The sequence below is a fragment of the Rhodopirellula baltica SH 1 genome (genome assembly GCF_000196115.1).
Taxonomy (GTDB): domain Bacteria; phylum Planctomycetota; class Planctomycetia; order Pirellulales; family Pirellulaceae; genus Rhodopirellula; species Rhodopirellula baltica.
In genome coordinates this window covers 3,198,768-3,215,596 of record NC_005027.1, presented here as the reverse complement: position 1 = coordinate 3,215,596, position 16,829 = coordinate 3,198,768, and the positions used below count along the sequence as shown (strand labels likewise).

The following is a 16,829-nucleotide window of genomic DNA, read 5'->3' as shown; positions in this document are numbered from 1 at the left end:
ACGAATTTCGAGCGTTTCAGCGCATCACCGAATTCCCACGGCAGACGCAATGCATACGCAAGTGGATCGTCGCTCGCTATCGCGAGGGCGGATCCTCTGCGGGTTCGTCGGTCGGGTCGGTCGCCGACCGGTCGAGCCAACCGCGAAGCGGACCATCCTCGGGAATGGGGAATGATCCGTGGGCGGTCTGGCGATCGAGTTCTCGATACCGAATCTCGACCAGCTGAACGGTTCGGTCAAAGTGATCTCGAACGCGCTGGTTGATCAGCATTCGAACTTGGTCGGCTGATAAGCCTCGTGACCGGTCGTTTCGGCTCGTTCGATTGTTTGAATCAGGGCCACGGTTTGAACTAGGGCCATTGTTCCGTTCGGGAACGGCATCGTCGCCGAGCACCGATCGCATCTCGGACCGACTGAACCGCAGGCTCTCGTCCTTGCGAACCGCGGTCTCGAATCGGTTGAGCACGCGAGGGTCGGTCGATAGCCGGATGTGGTCCATCTCGTGCTGAACCAATTTCAGATTCCAGAACTGGCTGAGATCATCGGGTCGCCGGCGAAACCAAACCGTGTGGTCGACTTTGAGTTTCAATTCGGGGTAGCGAACTCGAACCACGATGCCCTCCTCGTTCCACCACCACCGACAACGACTGACGAAGTGATAAGAAAGATTGAAACGCGTTTCAGCATCGAACTCTCGATTGATGAAACCGGTTGATCGTAGACCGTACGTTTCCGATGGACGCGGGCCGCCGGAAATGAATTGAACCTGCCCCGCCTCAAGCAACCCAGCAATTTCTTCGCTCGGTGCGGGCAACGAAGATATGGCGATCGGCTCCGCGATCAATTTGTCTTCGTCGATCATTCCCTCCACGATGTCAAATCGCGGAGCGTCCTGGGCGATGACCGTTTGATGGTTGCAAACGAGATGCAGAATCAGACCGGCAATGCAAAGTTTGCAAAGCCTTCGCCAAGCGGTCTGATTCAGTGCGATCAATCTCGTGACCCGGGGGTGATAGACAACGTGACGTCTTGGCCTTCTCGATTGACAACGATCTCAACCGTTTCGCCGATCTTCAACGCTTCGATTGCATAAGTATAGTCGTAGATGTCTTCGATCTTTTGTGAGGCCAACTTCACAATCACGTCTCCGCCGCGAACGCCGGCGGTTTCGGCCGGCCCCCCCGAAGCGACTCCACTCAACTTCAAACCTTTGACTTCACCTGCCGCGTAATCAGGAATGGTGCCCAAGTAAGCGGTCAAACGGGCTCGCGGAACCTCCTCGGTGGATTGACCCTCGTCGAGTTTGAATTCTGGCACATCGCTGGACATCAAGAATCCGCGAGTTAGCAGACCAAACAAATTCGCGATGTCCGCGTTGCCGTCGTAGTTCAGTTTGTCGGGGGTATCGCGAGGGGTATGGTAGTCCTCGTGGGCACCTGTGAAGCCAGAAAGAATCGGCACCTTGCGAGCTACAAACGCCGACGCATCGGTTGGCAATCGTGTGCTGGTTCGATCAAGTTGCAAGGCGACACCAACCGGCACATTGCGGCGTTGGACTTCGCCTTCAAAACCGGGTGAGGACCCAATCCCTTGCACGATCAGCTTGTCGCGCAGTCGGCCGACCATGTCGAGGTTCAAATAGACTGCGACAGCATCTCCGAGTGATGCCGCATCGGGTGTCATCCCGTGAGCGTGAGCAATCGCGATGTCATCTTCGCTAGGTTCTTGAATCGGAGCGGCCGGGTACAGCTTGCTGAAGTCGTCGACAAACGCTTGTGATCCAAACAGCCCAAGTTCCTCACCGCTCCACGCCGCAACCATCAGGTCTCGTTTCATTTTCAAGCGACCGGAATTCCTTTGATCGACAAGATACTGAGCGATTTCCAGCATGGCCGCGACTCCGCTGGCGTTATCATCAGCACCAACGTGAACCTGGTTTTCCTCGTCCGATCGCGCCAGTGAGTTGCTGCCTCCGCCGCGACCGAGGTGATCGATGTGGGCACCCACCATCACGACCGGGAATTGCACGTCGTCGGTGGAGTTCGCTTCTGAATCAACAGGCAAACGGGCGATGACGTTTCGGCCAGTGCCGGTACGGCGATTGATTTCGATTGACGCTTCGACGGTGATGCCCGACATGGGAATTCCCATCGCCATCTTCCCATCGTCAAGATGCGATTGCAGTTCTTTCAAATCGTGCCCGCCGGCGCGAACCAGCTTGGATGCGACTTCGTTGCTGATTGAAATGGCTGCCAAGCTGACTTGTGCCTGGGATGCGTTGGCGTCGAAGCGAATCACATCGCGTTTCACTTGGCTAGTCGGGCCAGCAACGAAGATGATTCCGCGGGCGCCCAAATCACGGGCGATGGTGGCTTTTCGCCGAGGGTCGCCATAGCGTGCCATCCGTTGACGTTGCTCGGCTGAGATGTCTTGAGGCAAGTCTCGCAGCACGAGAACCCAGCGGTCAGCGACGTTCAGGTGAACGTAGCTGTCATATTCATCGTTCTCTTCGTCGCCGGGGACTTGCAATCCATATCCGGCGAAAACCACTTCGCCCGATTCGATGTCTCCGGTTTGCGAAAAAGAAAGCGGCGTCCAGGACTCGGTCAATTTCGCATCAGTCGTCGCGGAATCTCCACCGGGCGATGAGGTGGTGATCGTCAATTCGTTGGCTGGGCCCAGCGTTGAGCCTGCCGGGAATTCGAAGTCATGAAAGAACGTTCCGTTTTGCCCCGCGGGAACAAAGCCGAGGCTTTCTAAGTAAGCGGCAACATAGGCGGTCGCTCGCTTCTCACCCGGGGTTCCTGTTAATCGACCACCAAGTTCGGGACGAGTCAGATAGTCGACGTGTCGCATGACATCGCCTGGACGAAACCCTGGTGCGGTGGCGGTTAAGTTCGATCTTGCCAGCGAAGCATCTTCATCTGTCGAGTTATTGTCGCTCGACTCGGTCAAACCCAAGCGTCGGCGGGCGGTCTCAACATCAAAGTCCGCCAAGTAGATTTGCGAAGTGCTTTTCTTTGGTTCGCCATCTTCCATCACGATCTTGCCGTCGCTGTCGACAACGCGAGTTGTTGTCCAAGACAGTTGGTTGCCATTGGGAAGGAAGACGGGCAAACCATCAAAGCCTTCTGTGGTGGTCAATCGTACTGGTTCACCTTCGCCATCGGCACGGACGAGATACAGTTCAAAGTTCGCGAATCCGTGTTTGTTGGTCGTGAAGACCAGGAACTCTCCGCTGGGGTGATAAAATGGTGCCCAGCTCATCGCGTTGATTTCGGTCAATCGTTGGACATCGGAACCATCCGTTTTCATCGTAAAGATTTCTGCGGTGGCACCGTTGGGAGCGAACCGTCGCCAGCAAATCCGTTGGCCATCGGGCGAGAAGAATGGACCACCGTCGTAGCCCGGTTCGTTGGTCAATCGTTTCACGTTCGAACCATCCGCGTTCATGATGTAGAGATCAATCATGAAGGCGGGATCGCGTTCGAACTGTTCTCGCTCTCTCTCGGTCAATTCGCGTGAATAGGCAGCACGATTGGATGCGAAGACAATTTGTTTTCCATCCGGGCTGTAGCTGCCTTCGGCGTCGTAGCCCATTGCACTGGTCAGTGCCGTCAAACCCTTTGTTGAGCCAGGTTCGATTTGGTCCAGTTCAGCGGCGTACAGTTCATAGTTTGGGTCATAGTCCCACGAATAGCGTCGGGATTCGCCGGATGCACGAAAGTCGAGTTCTTCCTTTTGCAACCGTTCTGAGTTCGCGTCAGCATGGGTGCTGGCGAACAAAACTTTTTCGCCGTTGGGATGAATCCAACCGCAAGTGGTTTTTCCGAAGCCAGGCGAGACACGTTGGATATCGCCTGTTTCGAGATCGGACACATAGATTTGGTAAAACGGATTGGATGGATCTCGTTCGCTTTGGAACACCATCCGGGTTCCATCCGCACTGAAGTAGCCTTCGCCGGCTCGTCGACCTTCGAACGTCAGCTTACGGACGTTGGATAGCAAGTCAGATTCGTCTTGAGCGACCGCGAACGCGCTTCCGCTCAATAGCAATGCGAATGCTGCGAGAAGCCGGAGTGGCGACGGCGTCGCCAGAAGCGTTTTCGAAACCGAAGAATCGCGAGAATCAAACATGGCGGCGATCGAGCTTGCAGTGAAAATGGTGCGGGGACGGCAAAGGAAGGAAAGCGAACGACGTCGCTTCTGAATCAACTTAGCAGTCCTTTCGCACCCCGCAAACAGATCAACCCCTCACTCCAATCACGAAACAGTTCGACGCGCTGTTCGGGCGTGTCGAACACGCGGACTTGGCTGCGGTTGTGACGAATGTCTTCGTGAACCAGTCCGTACAGGTTGTGGTAGACCGGTTCGGGATCCGGTTGATCGTCGGGGGTTCGGAAATCAACACGGGCGCAAACATCAAATCGGAACAGTTGTTGCCAACCGGGCCGCTGAACCGCAACCAAACGCACGCCGCTGAGTTTTGCGGTCGCGCCGAAGTACCCATTTTGACTGAGGTGTCGACGAATGGATTGCTCCATTTCGCGATCGCCACACCACCCATCCCACTTGGATTGAAGTCGTTGCCACCAAGAGGTCATGAGTGTCTCAGAGGTAGAAAGAATCAGTTTCCGTCAAACAACTTGAGGTCGGGTTTGTCGGATTTCGTGGAACTGTTTGGACCCGTCAAGTCTTTGCCGGGTGTTGCATCGGCATGCGACCCTTTCAAGATCGATGGGTGTGAGTTCGCTTGGCGAGCTCTCTGGCTTTCTTCCGCACACGCCGCGATGACCTGCGTGACCGCGTCCAGTGACCGGCGTTCCGAGTCGGGATGGCTGCGGTCGATTCCGCCAACTACCAAGATCATGTCGTTGTTGCTTGCTTCGGCGTGAGCCCATTGAATGGCGCGGCTTGAATCCGCGACCAACCGCATGGCGGCAACGTCTTGAATCCCATCCAAAACACCGTGGCTCATCGACAAAAAGTTTGCTTTGTCCTTGTCGGCACAGGTCAAAACACAGTGGTCGGGCATGGATTCCAAAAGTCGCCCGTATTGCATTAGCGTTTCCGCATCGTCGTTTTCGCTCACCGACAAAACGCACCAAAGTTTGGGTCGCTTTGTGTTGTTCACGCTCGATGATCCATGCATCGGCAATGTCATCGGGGCGGTGCTGGCGGGAGTTTGCAGCAGCTCTTTGCGAGCGGCTTGCAGGGCGAACTTCACTCGTTCGGGCGATCCGCCAATATCCAGACGGACGACCGGATTGTTCTGGTCGGTTTCCCAGTCACCGCTGGTGATCGCTTCGAAACGTCCAGGCAATTCGCGAAGTTTGCAGAGCGATTCTGCGATCTGTGGCAATGGGTTTTCGGTCACGACGCCAACGGCTGCCGCGGCAGCCAAACACTCAGCGAAGTGTCCGCGACCGAGGAATGATTCCATCACGGCAGCTCGTGATTCGTGCCGTAACATGGCGGTCAGTGTTCCGTCCTCTAGCGAGATCGTTCGGATCGAAACGTCAGCTCCGTTGTCCACACCGTAGGTGACCACTTCGATGTTCTGTGATTGGGCCGCCGTGTGAGCAGCTGAAACGGCGCGTTGATCGGATTCAGGAACGATCAACACACCGCCCTGCCCTGCCAATTCAAAAGCACACTCGATGGGCGAAGGGCCAAAGTCGTTCCCGCCCATGTCAAGTCCGGTCACGACCACGATGTCGAGTTCGATTTGATCGTAGGCTCCCAGTCGCAATTGAGCTGAGTCCATCTCGGTGATGCTGACCGCGGCACCCGCATCGACCGCATCAGACAATGCATCAATCAGCGACGCGCCGTTGGTGACTTTGGCGGTGCCTGCTTCCGTGACAACGGAGTCACTCGAGCCAAGGTCCGTTTGGTAAGCAACACGGCAGGGGATGTCACGAAGAACCGATGCGGTTAGAAACGAAGTGATCGTTTTCCCTGCCGATCCAACGATTCCAATGGTGATGAGTTTTTGGTCGGGGCGATCGGTTTGATTGGATCGAATTTCCGCGAGAGCACGATCCGTATCGGCAACGATCGCTTGTGGAATCGGAGCGGGAAGAATTTGCTCGGTCAGAATGCCAGCGGCACCTCGAGCGAGCGCTTGCGAAATCAACTCAACCGGGCAGTCGTCGCCCAAGCGATAGACCACCAATTGACCGGGTTGGCAGGTTTCCGCCGATTGAGCGATCGAGGTGAACTCGATGTCAGAACCGGAGAAGAAACGGACTTTCTTCAGCAATCCAGACAGGCGAGCGGTGGCGTCATCACGTTTGGTTGCGGATGAATGGGAGGTCGCCGATTCTTGTTCCGTCGCCGCGGCCAACTTCGCCGTTCGAGATTGAATCTGCTCGGTGGCAGAAGATTGTTCTACTCGGCGAACCGTTTGGACGCTTGTGCCCGAGGGATCGGTCCACTTCACCGCTTCGTGAGGCGGAAGAGAAGATGAGCCGAAAGATGACCGGAAAGTTCCGCCCGGTTTTGTTTGGCTCAACCATTGATCGATTGCGTGACGCATCTCGTCGCCTCCTTGCTGACGTGAATGGATCGTCTCGGTGCTTCTTTGTTCACGCGAATCCAGTTTCACGCGAACCCAATTCCTGGAAAGCACACTTCTTGGGAAATCCTTTCCCAAGATTTTCGTGGCCGAAACATTCCGTCTCGTCCACGCAGTCAAATTGTTCCCATCCTTGAAAATCAGTCAAGGTCGAAAATCATTTTGTTGATCCTGACAGATTCCCGGTGGGAGGCTTCCCAGCCCGATTCGCGGGAAGGCTACAATGAAAAGAGTCAATTCACTGCAATGGAAGGTAGCAACATGGCCTCACAAGCGAACAATTCACGCCGTTTAAGCGTCAACGCGGCGTTTATGCAGGACATTAAGAATGACAATCGCGATCTGAAAATATTGATGGATCGTTTGGCTGTTCTGACGCACCCGCGGGAGGCGGCTGCGAATCACTGGCCTGAATTGATTCAGCTTTTCAGTGATTTGAATGACCAATTGGCTCTGCACTTTGGTTTGGAAGAGGCCTACGGGTACTTTGATCAAGCCTTGGATGCCGACCCCGAAATGTCGATCGCGGCCGAGACACTGCGTAGTCAGCATGCCGTTTTGTTCGAAGATTCAAGACACTTGGCCGAAGCGGCTGCGCACGCATGCACCGGAGACGCGCCGATCGAAGGTGTCACTCCCGAAGTCACCACCGCGCAAGAAAAGGTTTTGGTTCGGTACGACTCATTCGTGAAACAGTTTCACGAGCACGAGGAAGCGGAGCTGAAGTTGATTCTCGATGCGTTGGACGAAGACTTGGGCGTTGGCGACTGAGCGGCGGTTGACGGTCGAGTGACGTTGCACCGAATTTATACCCTTTGATGAGGGACAGGCATGTTGATTCGAGTTTGGCTCCTTCGAAGTGCTTCCGGTCTGGCGATCGCACTCACTCTGCTGTTCTCGTCATCTGCGCCAGCGCAACAAGAAGCAGAGGATGCCGCTCGTGAAGCATTGAATGCGGCGGGCATCACAAATCGTTTTGAAAACGTCCCGCGGGCGCAAACGCCGGATAGCGCAGCGTTTCTCGATGTCGCCCCGCCGCTGAGTTACCGGGTGGCACAGCAGGCTTTTTTTCAGGGCGATGTCACTCGAGCGATTGCCATCCTGAATCGGCTTCAGCAACAAATCACGCCTCGCGATTTTACGCGACACCAGTTAGGGCAAATACCAATTCGGACGTTGTTGGGTGAGTGCCATCTTCAAGCCGGCGATTTAGCGACGGCAGCGGAACACTACGAAGCGGCCTTACAAGTCGTGGTCGATCGTCCAACGTTTCTGTCGGGGATTCAGTGGAGAGTTTTGACTGCGCCCACGAGTGAAAGTGATCCTGAACGGGATTCTGTTAGGCATAGAGATCCCCGGGGAACCCGACGCCGACCATGGGAAGAGCTTCCAAATGTGCTCACTCGAACCGAACTAGACCTATGGCCATCGGCTCGCAACGTTCCATTGGTGTTATTGCGGCGGTATCTGTTGGCCGGCGTCCCTTCCGGCACATGGACGATCGATGCTGAGCTGCCAGAAGAAATCGATCAGCTTCGTGGGTTGGACATCGCCGAAACGCTGCGGCAATTGTCGGTGGCCGCTTATCGATTGCGTTGGTTACGAGGCCGCGAAGCTTTGTTGCAAGACGCTAATGCACCGCGCGTGCTTGCTGCGACAGTGCCACCAGGTGTGCTGGGGACGGATCGACGATTTCATGCAGCGGGAACGTTGGTCACATCCTCTCGAACGGCGTTGCGTTACTACGCCGGTGATGACTCTGACATTCAGCTGTCCGAACCGTTGGACCAAATCTCGGGAGGGTTCCATGTGCTGACGCCGATCGCCCGGCTGACTCGCATGCGTTCACTTGGAAATCGCTGGTGGTTGAATCGACAAATTGCTGACGGGCAGCTCCCGTTGCCGGCTGGGCAGGCAGCTGTCGTGCTGCCATCCCCACAAGATATGGAAGAATATGTCGCAACCGCCGTATCAACATCCGAGATCGCCTTCGCGCTCTTTCAGTTTCAACTTGCGATCGAAAGTTATGAACTGGCGTTGGAAGAAATTGATCGTTGGGATGAGACATCCAGATTGGCGGGTCAACTCGAGAACGAGTTGACCGCTCGATCCGAATTCCTGAGGACGGAAGCCCCCTCGATCGCATTTCAGTTGCGTATTTTGGCGGCGAGGGCTGCTTTGTTGGCCGGACGTCCCGCCGCGGCCCAAAGCCATCTGGCTTTGGCGGAACGCTATCGTCGCTCACGCCGCTTGAATCTTCCGCGGTCGACTGCCATGGCGCGTTGGTTGCAACTTCAAGCTGGCGTTCATGGACTGGTTGATTCCGCTCAACTGGACCCGCAAAAAGCCAACGAGATCAATCTCCAAACGTTGGATGAGTTAAAACGCCAGCGTCACGTTTGGGACGAGACGCTCAATCAGAGTCGGATGTTTGCTCGTGGGATTCAAGAAAACGCCCAACCGAATCTTGAACGCTCCATCACCCATCCGATGGGATACCGTTTCTCACGACTTCGCGACGGGCGAAGAAATCAAATTCCGATCGCAACACGAAGTCAGCGTTATCAAACGCATTGGAATGAATCGCAAGCGGGGCGAGATCTAACGTCGTTTGATCATTTCTGTTTCACGCTGGATCGCGATACATGGACGGGATTGGGGATCGAACTTGCCGCCGCAGCGGATGACGATGAGCGGGTCGCGGCTCGCATGGATGAGCATCAATCTTCATTGGCTCGAAGTTCGTTCGGTGAATATCCTACCGTCACTGATTTGCGAACAGCGCTCCGGCAGGTCTCTCTCAATGACGAATTGTCGTTGAACGATTTCTTTCAGAACCACGATGAGTTGGTCGAAGCGTTGCAACCGCTGATCCCTTCGATGTCGCTCAATCCAAAGGTGTTGGGAATGGAGGCAGCGATTTTGCACGAACGCTTGCAAGCTCAACTGGCCGCCTTGGCGCTTGAGCAGATCATGTTGCCTCAAGTCGAACCACCACCAATTCCCCTTCGCAATGGCCGGCCAAATTGGCGTGAATTGCCTGATGGTGTCGCAATCGTTTCTTTTCACATGACCGATGACGAACTGGTTGGGTCGTTGGTGCATCGGGGGCAGGCGAGTCATTGGCAAGTTGAAGATGTCAGCGAGCTGCGTCAGCAAAGTGGACGTTGGGTGACGCAAATTCTGAGTTCGCCAACATTGGTCGATGCGATCGGGAAGGAGGCGGTCCGCCGGAGGATGCAACAACTGGAACTGGATCTGACAAAACGATTGTTTCCTCCTTTATGCGGAATCGATCATCCGGAAATCAAAAACGTGGTGGTGGTTCCCAGCGGATTCTTGTGGCAGTTCCCTTTTGAGGAACTGGTGGTCCAAATCGAAGAGAACAATCAAACGCTCCGTTGGAAGGATCGATACTCGGTCGTGTACGCTCACACCGTCGGAACAGCGATGCAAATTGGGACATCGAGTCGGCGTCCCTTTGCTCCGGAGGAATTCGATCCGGTGGTGAAGTGGGCGACTGATAAGCCAGACGACTTTCCTTCCCTGAATCAGGCTCCACCGGAACAGCTATTCCCAGGACCGAGAGCGACTTGGGGTGATGCGGTCTGGTGGGGCAATACCGGTCGAAACGTTTTGGCCGCCCACGACACTGTCACTCCGCTCTCTTCCTTTTCTGCCGGTCCATTCACCCGAGGAGATGAGCCATGGGATCGACGGCTTGTGCAGATCGGGAATGAAAAATTGAGAAGCTGGGTCGACCTCAGTTCACGTTTCCCGGAACTGAGAAAAGTGTCTACGGTGTTTCAAACGGAAATTCAGAATCATTTGTTCGTTCAAGCGAGTCGCGGTCATGCGGCAGGGCTGGATGACTTGGTGATGGCTCGGTTGCCTATTTTGCCTGAATCCAGCGAGCTACTGATGGAGGAGCTTTCGATGGAACTTGGACACGTTCCTTTCGCGGAGGCATGGAATCGCTCAACGGAAATCTTGCGAGTGTCGGATTTTACTTTCCCAGAGGGGGTGAATCTTGTACCCTTGAACGAAGATGCGGGAGGATTGTCCGGCAATCACCCACTTGTGCAGACTCCCTACATCCATCTCCCCTTTTCTGGCCTCTGAAGTCACTGGAGTTGAAAATGAAGGCGACGCGATTCGATGCTTGGTTTGGTGTTCGATATTCGATGGGACTATTTCTCGTCGGTGCGACTTGTTGGGCGGCAACCGGGGTTGAGTCCCAGGCAGTCGGTGCAGATGCGGATTGGTCTGCCAAGTTGGTTGACGCTTCATCGACGGGTGACGTCGCTCTTCGCGAGCAACTGCTTGCCAATCCTCCCGACGACTCCGAAGTTCAGTCATTAGCAAATGCTTTGAAAGGGCAAATGAAAGACGCCCATGGTCAGTGGGTATCGATTGATGAAACGATCAAGGACGTCAGTCACGCCAATCGCGTGACTGAATACGAGAGCCGTCGTGACTCGATGGATGACACGGCCGCCGATCACTGGCAACTTTCGCGTTGGTGCCGTGGCCAGCACATGCCCGGCCGCGCTCGTGCACATGCATTGCGTGTTGTCGAACTGCAACGTGACCACGTCGCGGCACATCGCTATCTCGGCAATGTTCAAGTGAGGGATGCTTGGGTCCTGGCAGAAGAGGCTGTTCAGCAAGAAAAACAGCTTCGCGAGACGGAACGGAACCTAAAGGCTTATTCGCCTAAAATTCACGCGATTGCAGAGTCGTTCAAGTTGAACGACTCCGGCGTGTTGAAAAAGGCTCGCAAACAACTGACGCGGATCGACACGCCAGACGCCATTGATGCGGTTTTGTTAGAGGCATCCAATGGAACGGATGAATTCGCCGTCGCAGCCGTTGAGTGGTTGCAAGATCGAGAGGAAGCTGACGCCGCAGTCGCACTTGCCCGGTTGGCTGTGTTTGATCAACGGAGAGGACTTCGCGACTTGGCGACGCAGTCGTTGAAGAAAGTCGATCCAGCTTTGTTCGTTCCAACCATGTTGGATTGGTGCCAGGGGACTATCGAGTCAACTCACAGTTTGGTCTTCAACGAAGGGGACCGATCCTACCAAGTCGTTCGGCAATATCGTCGAGAAGATGCGGAAGGTGTGAAGGTTTTAGATTCCGTGACGCAAGTGTTTGCAGTGCAAGGTGGGCAGGCTGTAGGTGGCGGTGTGATCGCTAGCCGCGACGCGGTGGAGAGTCTTCATACGGAAAGTGCTCGCGATGCCAGTGTGGTTCGGTCCGAAGCGGAGCGATTCAATGAACGCAGTCGTTTCCTGCAAAGTCGCACCGCTGCGGTGATCGGACAGCTCGATTCAAGCTTCAGTGGTGAACAGTCCGCGGAAAGCATTTGTGATTGGTGGTTCGCCTATCGCGGATATGGTGACACGGGAATTCCCCCGGTCGAACGCCGGCTGGTACGAAATGTCGCCTATCGTGCGGTGGGCAATTCCGCTCCGATTGGATCGTCGCCGATTCGAGTTCGAGCATTGTCTAATCGCTCAGGGAGTCAGAAAGGGGATTCCTCGGAGCCGCAGGGACCCCAGGAAAAGCAGACATGGGCACAAAAAAAAGCCGCTTCGGTTCCACAGGCCACGATCGGCGTCTACGTTCGTCCAGCTGCGGATTGTTTGGTGGCCGGAACGCTTGTCTGGACCGATCGCGGTATGCGACCTGTTGAAAGTTTGCGATTGGGCGATCAAGTCTTGAGCTGTGATGTGCAAACAGGGTCGCTGAGCTACCAAAGCGTTCTACGGCAAACGGTTCGCGAACCCGAGCCGCTAACCAAAATCCAGCTCGGTAGTGATGAGATTGTCGCTTCCAAAGGTCACCCGTTCTGGGTGGTCGGGCGTGGTTGGACGACGACGGAACAGCTTGTTCCAGGCGATGCACTGCACGGTGCTGATGGGGTGGCAGTGATCGATTCGCTCTCTCCTGCGAATACCGACAAGACTTACAACCTGGTTGTGGAACAGACCCACAGTTACTTCGTTGGCAAATCCCGAATTCTGTCTCACGACGCGGAAGTCGAGCGACCAGATGGAATCGCGATGCCCGGCGTTGCTCTTTAGGTCCAACGCTCCCTGCGAGTCAGCCGGGATTGGTTCCGCTGGTTTGTGAACGAAAATCTTCTTCGCCGCGATTCGATGCTCTCGAGTCGCGGCGATTTTCGTTGAGTGTTAGCTGATATGCACCATTCTCAATCTGAAGATGATGCGCCGTCGGTCCGGAGTTTCCGTTGACACCCGGGGTCGGCATTTGATAACTGAAACTTGAGCTAAAAAATCATTCATCTCTGGTTTCAGGAAAATCCCGTTGTTTCAACGGTCTGCCGTCTCTGCGAACGCTTCACCCAACCCAAGTGGTTCGGGGCGTTTGCGCGTGCACTTTGCCAGTGAAAACGAGCAAGTTTGCCGTTTGAGATGCGTAAATGTCGAAGCAAACTCCCGCTCAAACCAAAACGCCAAACTGGTCCGCGTGCTGTTGATCGCGGTGGCATGTTCGGTTGTTTTCGCAATGACCGGGTGTCGAGGACGTGCCAAGCAAGAAGTTTACAGTCAAAAAATGGCTCGTGAAATTCGGCTACTCGAAGATCAACTCTACGAAGCCGACTACGAGAATCGCGTTCTGATCGAAAAATTGCGACGAGCGAAGGCGGCCGCGGCAGCTGCTGCAACCAATCCTCCGCCTACCCAACGTCGAACTCCAAATCTCAGCCAAGGTTTGTCGAAACCGAGCGTCACTGATACGAAGCGACCACCAGATCCCGTCGTGGACCCCGAGCCGAACTCGTCTAAAGGCGATGCTGGCGAATCCGACAACTTCGATATGGGGAATGGTTTGGAGGACCCTGAGTTCATCGATCCGGGCGTTCCAGACAAGTTCTCACCGCGAGATCAACCGCTGGTGGATCCTGATGACTCGCCGTCGAGTGACTCGGGTGCGACACCAGGAACGGAAGACATCCCGCCAGGTACGAAGAAGCAATTGGACACGCCATTTGACTTCGGAAACGGAATGGATCTCGATTCGATGATCGATCCGGGGGAACCATTCATTCCGGATACCGATCCCGGATCGTTGTTGCCTGCTCCAACCCAACCCGTTCCTCCTGGACTAAATGATTTGAAGTTCGACCCAGTCGTGCCTGGCGATCCAGTGCCGCCCAGCTCTCCTTCGGGACGTCCTGACAATCCGCCGGGACAGATTGAATTGCCAGCCGGTCTGGGGATGCTCGGTGGACTTGGGAAGGTCAACGGAGCACCGGAGAAAATCGAACTTTATGCCGCGAAGCTTTTAGTCAACGAGAAAAATTCGTTGCCTCGTTTCGTAAGCGACACCTCATCAACGCAGCAATCAGCCACCAATCCAGATTACCCACCCACGGAAGGAATCGATGTCGTTGTTGATTCGATGGATCAATATGGACATGGAATAGCATTGATCGGCGAGTCTCATGATCCGCTGACCAAGTTGGCGTCGTCGGAAAAGCCTCAACCGAAGGCGATGCCCGCATCGCTTGAACAAACCTTTTTGAGCGTTGTTGTATTGGACGCCTCCAAGACCGGTGATGACGCGAAGCTCGGACGATGGGACTTTGGTCCAGATCAATTGGTTCGTTTGCAGCAAATGTCGGCGGTCGATTTGCCACGAGAGTCACTACGAATTCCCATTCGATGGAAAGACAAACAACCGACCGGTGAGAAAGTGGTCGTGTTCGTGCGTCTGAAGCAGGGTGAACGAGATGTTCGCTGTGACGTCGAGATGGATTTGCGGTCCAAAGCATCCGTTGCGGGTTGGTTACCGCGACGCTGATTTCCAGCGAAGCAGTTCTTCGAATACGCCCATCTGTTCGGTTACGCCCGTCTGGCTGCGCCGAGGTGGCGATTGTGCCGATTGGATCGATTGTTGAATTCGGCTTTTAGCAACCGGTGCGGATTTTGGTGCGACTGCACCGGGCTGGAGCGAAAGAGTTGTGAGGGATGACCTAGGTTTGAAAGTCATTTCTAAACCGATCCTCTCCAATCAGCTTGGTTGTTCCCATGGGTATGAACTCCATCGATCCCGCTATGGACCTCAGTTCATTACCAGTCGTCCCGATTTTCGTGATGATGGCTGCGCTTTGTTTGATCACCGTCGCTGTCTATGGCTTTTCGATGAAGTGGAGTCTTTCCCTAGCGGGTTGTGGTGAGCACAGCTTTGCGTGGTCCTTCTTCGTCTCCGTCGCAGCGGGCATGGCGAGTGGGGTGGTGTCGATCGTCTGCGTCTTTGCCGCCGATTCGATCCCTCCGTACTTGCCCTTCATCCTGATGTTAATCGCTTCCATTCTGACGATTTCCGTCATGACGCAGAGTGGTCCCATCTCAGCGAGCGTCGCCTACTTCGCCTTCGTGGTCATCGGCGGTTTTGGAATGGTACTCAGTGTTGTCCTGCTCGCGGTCGTATCCACTTCATTCATTGATATGGATGAGTTCGCAAAAGTGGCTCAATCGATGGAGCCCGGTGTGATGCAGGACGCTGAAACGACTAGCGACGAGGAAGACATCTGGGCCAACATGCCATCGCAATTTGACAATGCATTCTTCGAGAGTGAGGAAGCGGTCAGCGAGGTCAGTGCGTCGAGTGAAGCACAGTTGATGGATGACGAAAGTCCATCAACGCAGCCGTATCTTGATGAGCGAATTGATACCGGATCGCAAGGTCCGCACGCTCCACGGAAGGCAAACCCAAACGCCGTCCAGGTCAATCCGTTCGTTCAATAAGCAACGGTCGTCGAAGCAAGGGTTGCCGCCTTTCGACGCGGCGAACCGGCGCGAGCTTCGCACAACGGCACCCGCAAAACCTTTCAAATCGATTGCCAACTCGCGTGTGGAAAACGCGTTAGCTGAATAATGCGTCGATCGGTCGACCGTCGCGAACCAAAGTAATGGGACGTCCGGTTTCGCTTGCGAATTCCATCGTGGGATCGATCCCCAAATTGCGATAGAAACTCGCAGCGACGTCATCGGGGGTGATCGCTTCGTGCCGCGGACCAGATGCGGTGTCATCGCTCTCTCCGATCACCTGCCCACCGCGTACGTTGCCGCCTGCCATCAGCATGAACATGCAACGAGGATAATGGTCTCGACCACCTTCTGCACTGCGATCATTGATCTTCGGCGTGCGGCCAAATTCGCCCGTGACGAAAACCGCGGTGGAATCGAGCAGCCCACGCTGTTCCAACCCGGTCAGCAGGCCGCTGAGTCCCGAGTCCAACTTGGGTAGCTGTTGTTCTTTCAGCTTTGTGAAGTTGTCTTGGTGCGTATCCCAACCACCTAATTGCAGCGACACAAAACGAACATCGGATTCAATCAAACGCAATGCGAGGAGACAGCTTTGACTGAAGGCATCGTCCGCAAACTGCTTTCGCATGCTCTCGGGTTCACGTGAGATGTCAAAGGCTTCGCGGGCTCGTGACGACGTGATCATCGCGTAAGCTTGCTCGCCAAAGCGGTCCAATCCTTGGAGCAACGATTCGTTTTTCTCGATGGATGCGAATCGACGATCGAGTTTCTTGAGGAGGCTCTGACGGCGTGTGACTTCGTCGATGGAAACGTTTCCCGGTAGTGCAATTCCACGTACCGAGAAGGGTTTGTTCGGAGCTGGAGTTGACTTGGTTTCCAATGCGGCATGTTGAATGCCTAGGAACCCTGCACCGTGTGACGCTTTCGGAATCGCGACGTGGTTGGGAATGTCATGATCGCCAGGACATTCACGTGTCATCACTGCACCGTAGCTGGGGTATTCCAGCGATGGGATGGGGCGTGTGCCGCAGTTGATGTATTCGCGACCTAGTTGGTGTGCCGCGAGTGTGTGGCTGACGCCCCGTAGGATCGCAAATTTATCCGCGACTTGTGCCAGTTTCGGCAGGTGCTCACTGATTTGAACGCCAGGAACGTTCGTTGAGATGGGATTGAACGGTCCGCGAACCTCATCACTCGCATCGGGTTTTGGATCGAACGTGTCGATGTGCGAGGGGCCACCGTTGAGCTCGATGAAAATGGCTCGTTTAGCGCCGCCCGGCAATACGCGCCCGGTTTCTTCAGCTCGGAGCAACGAAGGCAGCGATATTCCATTCAATGCAACCGCACCCAAACCCAGTGTTCCCGCACGAAGAAAATCGCGGCGAACGATTCCATCACATGTTCGATGAAGTTTCATTTGGAAGTTCCTGGGAAAAACGGTGAGTGCG

Annotated in this window: 10 protein-coding genes; 5 read left to right on the top strand and 5 right to left on the bottom strand. The window is 55.0% G+C overall.

Annotated features, from left to right (window positions below; genetic code table 11):
* Window positions 1-76 precede the first annotated feature (76 nt).
* The 4 genes from RB_RS12435 to RB_RS12420 are packed head-to-tail and all read right to left on the bottom strand — an operon-like array spanning window position 77 to window position 6,610.
* Complete coding sequence (locus tag RB_RS12435; protein WP_011120766.1) at window positions 77-994, bottom strand: hypothetical protein; 918 nt, start codon at window positions 992-994, stop codon at window positions 77-79.
* The gene (locus RB_RS12430; protein ID WP_011120765.1) at window positions 991-4,215 is read right to left on the bottom strand and encodes a M28 family peptidase; all 3,225 of its coding nucleotides are present in this window, start codon (window positions 4,213-4,215) and stop codon (window positions 991-993) included. The genes RB_RS12435 and RB_RS12430 overlap by 4 nt, the downstream gene beginning before the upstream one ends.
* Window positions 4,212-4,604 (bottom strand): hypothetical protein, encoded by a 393-nt coding sequence (locus tag RB_RS12425; RefSeq protein WP_007328582.1) that lies wholly within the window; start codon window positions 4,602-4,604, stop codon window positions 4,212-4,214. The genes RB_RS12430 and RB_RS12425 overlap by 4 nt, the downstream gene beginning before the upstream one ends.
* Before the next feature lie 23 nt (window positions 4,605-4,627).
* The gene (locus RB_RS12420) at window positions 4,628-6,610 is read right to left on the bottom strand and encodes a Mur ligase family protein (RefSeq protein ID WP_164921937.1); all 1,983 of its coding nucleotides are present in this window, start codon (window positions 6,608-6,610) and stop codon (window positions 4,628-4,630) included.
* 231 nt (window positions 6,611-6,841) lie between these two features.
* Here RB_RS12420 and RB_RS12415 point away from each other — a divergent pair, with 231 nt between their 5' ends.
* The 5 genes from RB_RS12415 (at window position 6,842) to RB_RS12395 (ending at window position 15,360) form a co-directional block, all read left to right on the top strand.
* A complete protein-coding gene (locus RB_RS12415; protein WP_007335453.1) occupies window positions 6,842-7,351 on the top strand; it encodes a hypothetical protein in 510 nt (169 codons plus the stop codon).
* A 60-nt stretch (window positions 7,352-7,411) separates the two neighbouring features.
* Window positions 7,412-10,702: a hypothetical protein gene (locus tag RB_RS12410; RefSeq protein ID WP_011120762.1), complete on the top strand. Its 3,291-nt coding sequence runs from the start codon at window positions 7,412-7,414 to the stop codon at window positions 10,700-10,702.
* 17 nt (window positions 10,703-10,719) lie between these two features.
* On the top strand, window positions 10,720-12,669 hold the full coding sequence (locus RB_RS12405; protein ID WP_164921936.1) for a polymorphic toxin-type HINT domain-containing protein: 1,950 nt from the start codon (window positions 10,720-10,722) through the stop codon (window positions 12,667-12,669).
* Between the two features lie 310 nt (window positions 12,670-12,979).
* Window positions 12,980-14,413 (top strand): hypothetical protein, encoded by a 1,434-nt coding sequence (locus RB_RS12400; protein ID WP_164922843.1) that lies wholly within the window; start codon window positions 12,980-12,982, stop codon window positions 14,411-14,413.
* Window positions 14,414-14,640: 227 nt separating this feature from the next.
* A complete protein-coding gene (locus RB_RS12395; protein ID WP_164921935.1) occupies window positions 14,641-15,360 on the top strand; it encodes a hypothetical protein in 720 nt (239 codons plus the stop codon).
* A 118-nt stretch (window positions 15,361-15,478) separates the two neighbouring features.
* On the opposite strand, the gene RB_RS12390 is transcribed toward RB_RS12395, so the two are convergent.
* On the bottom strand, window positions 15,479-16,798 hold the full coding sequence (locus tag RB_RS12390) for a DUF1501 domain-containing protein (protein ID WP_011120758.1): 1,320 nt from the start codon (window positions 16,796-16,798) through the stop codon (window positions 15,479-15,481).
* Window positions 16,799-16,829: the final 31 nt, after the last annotated feature.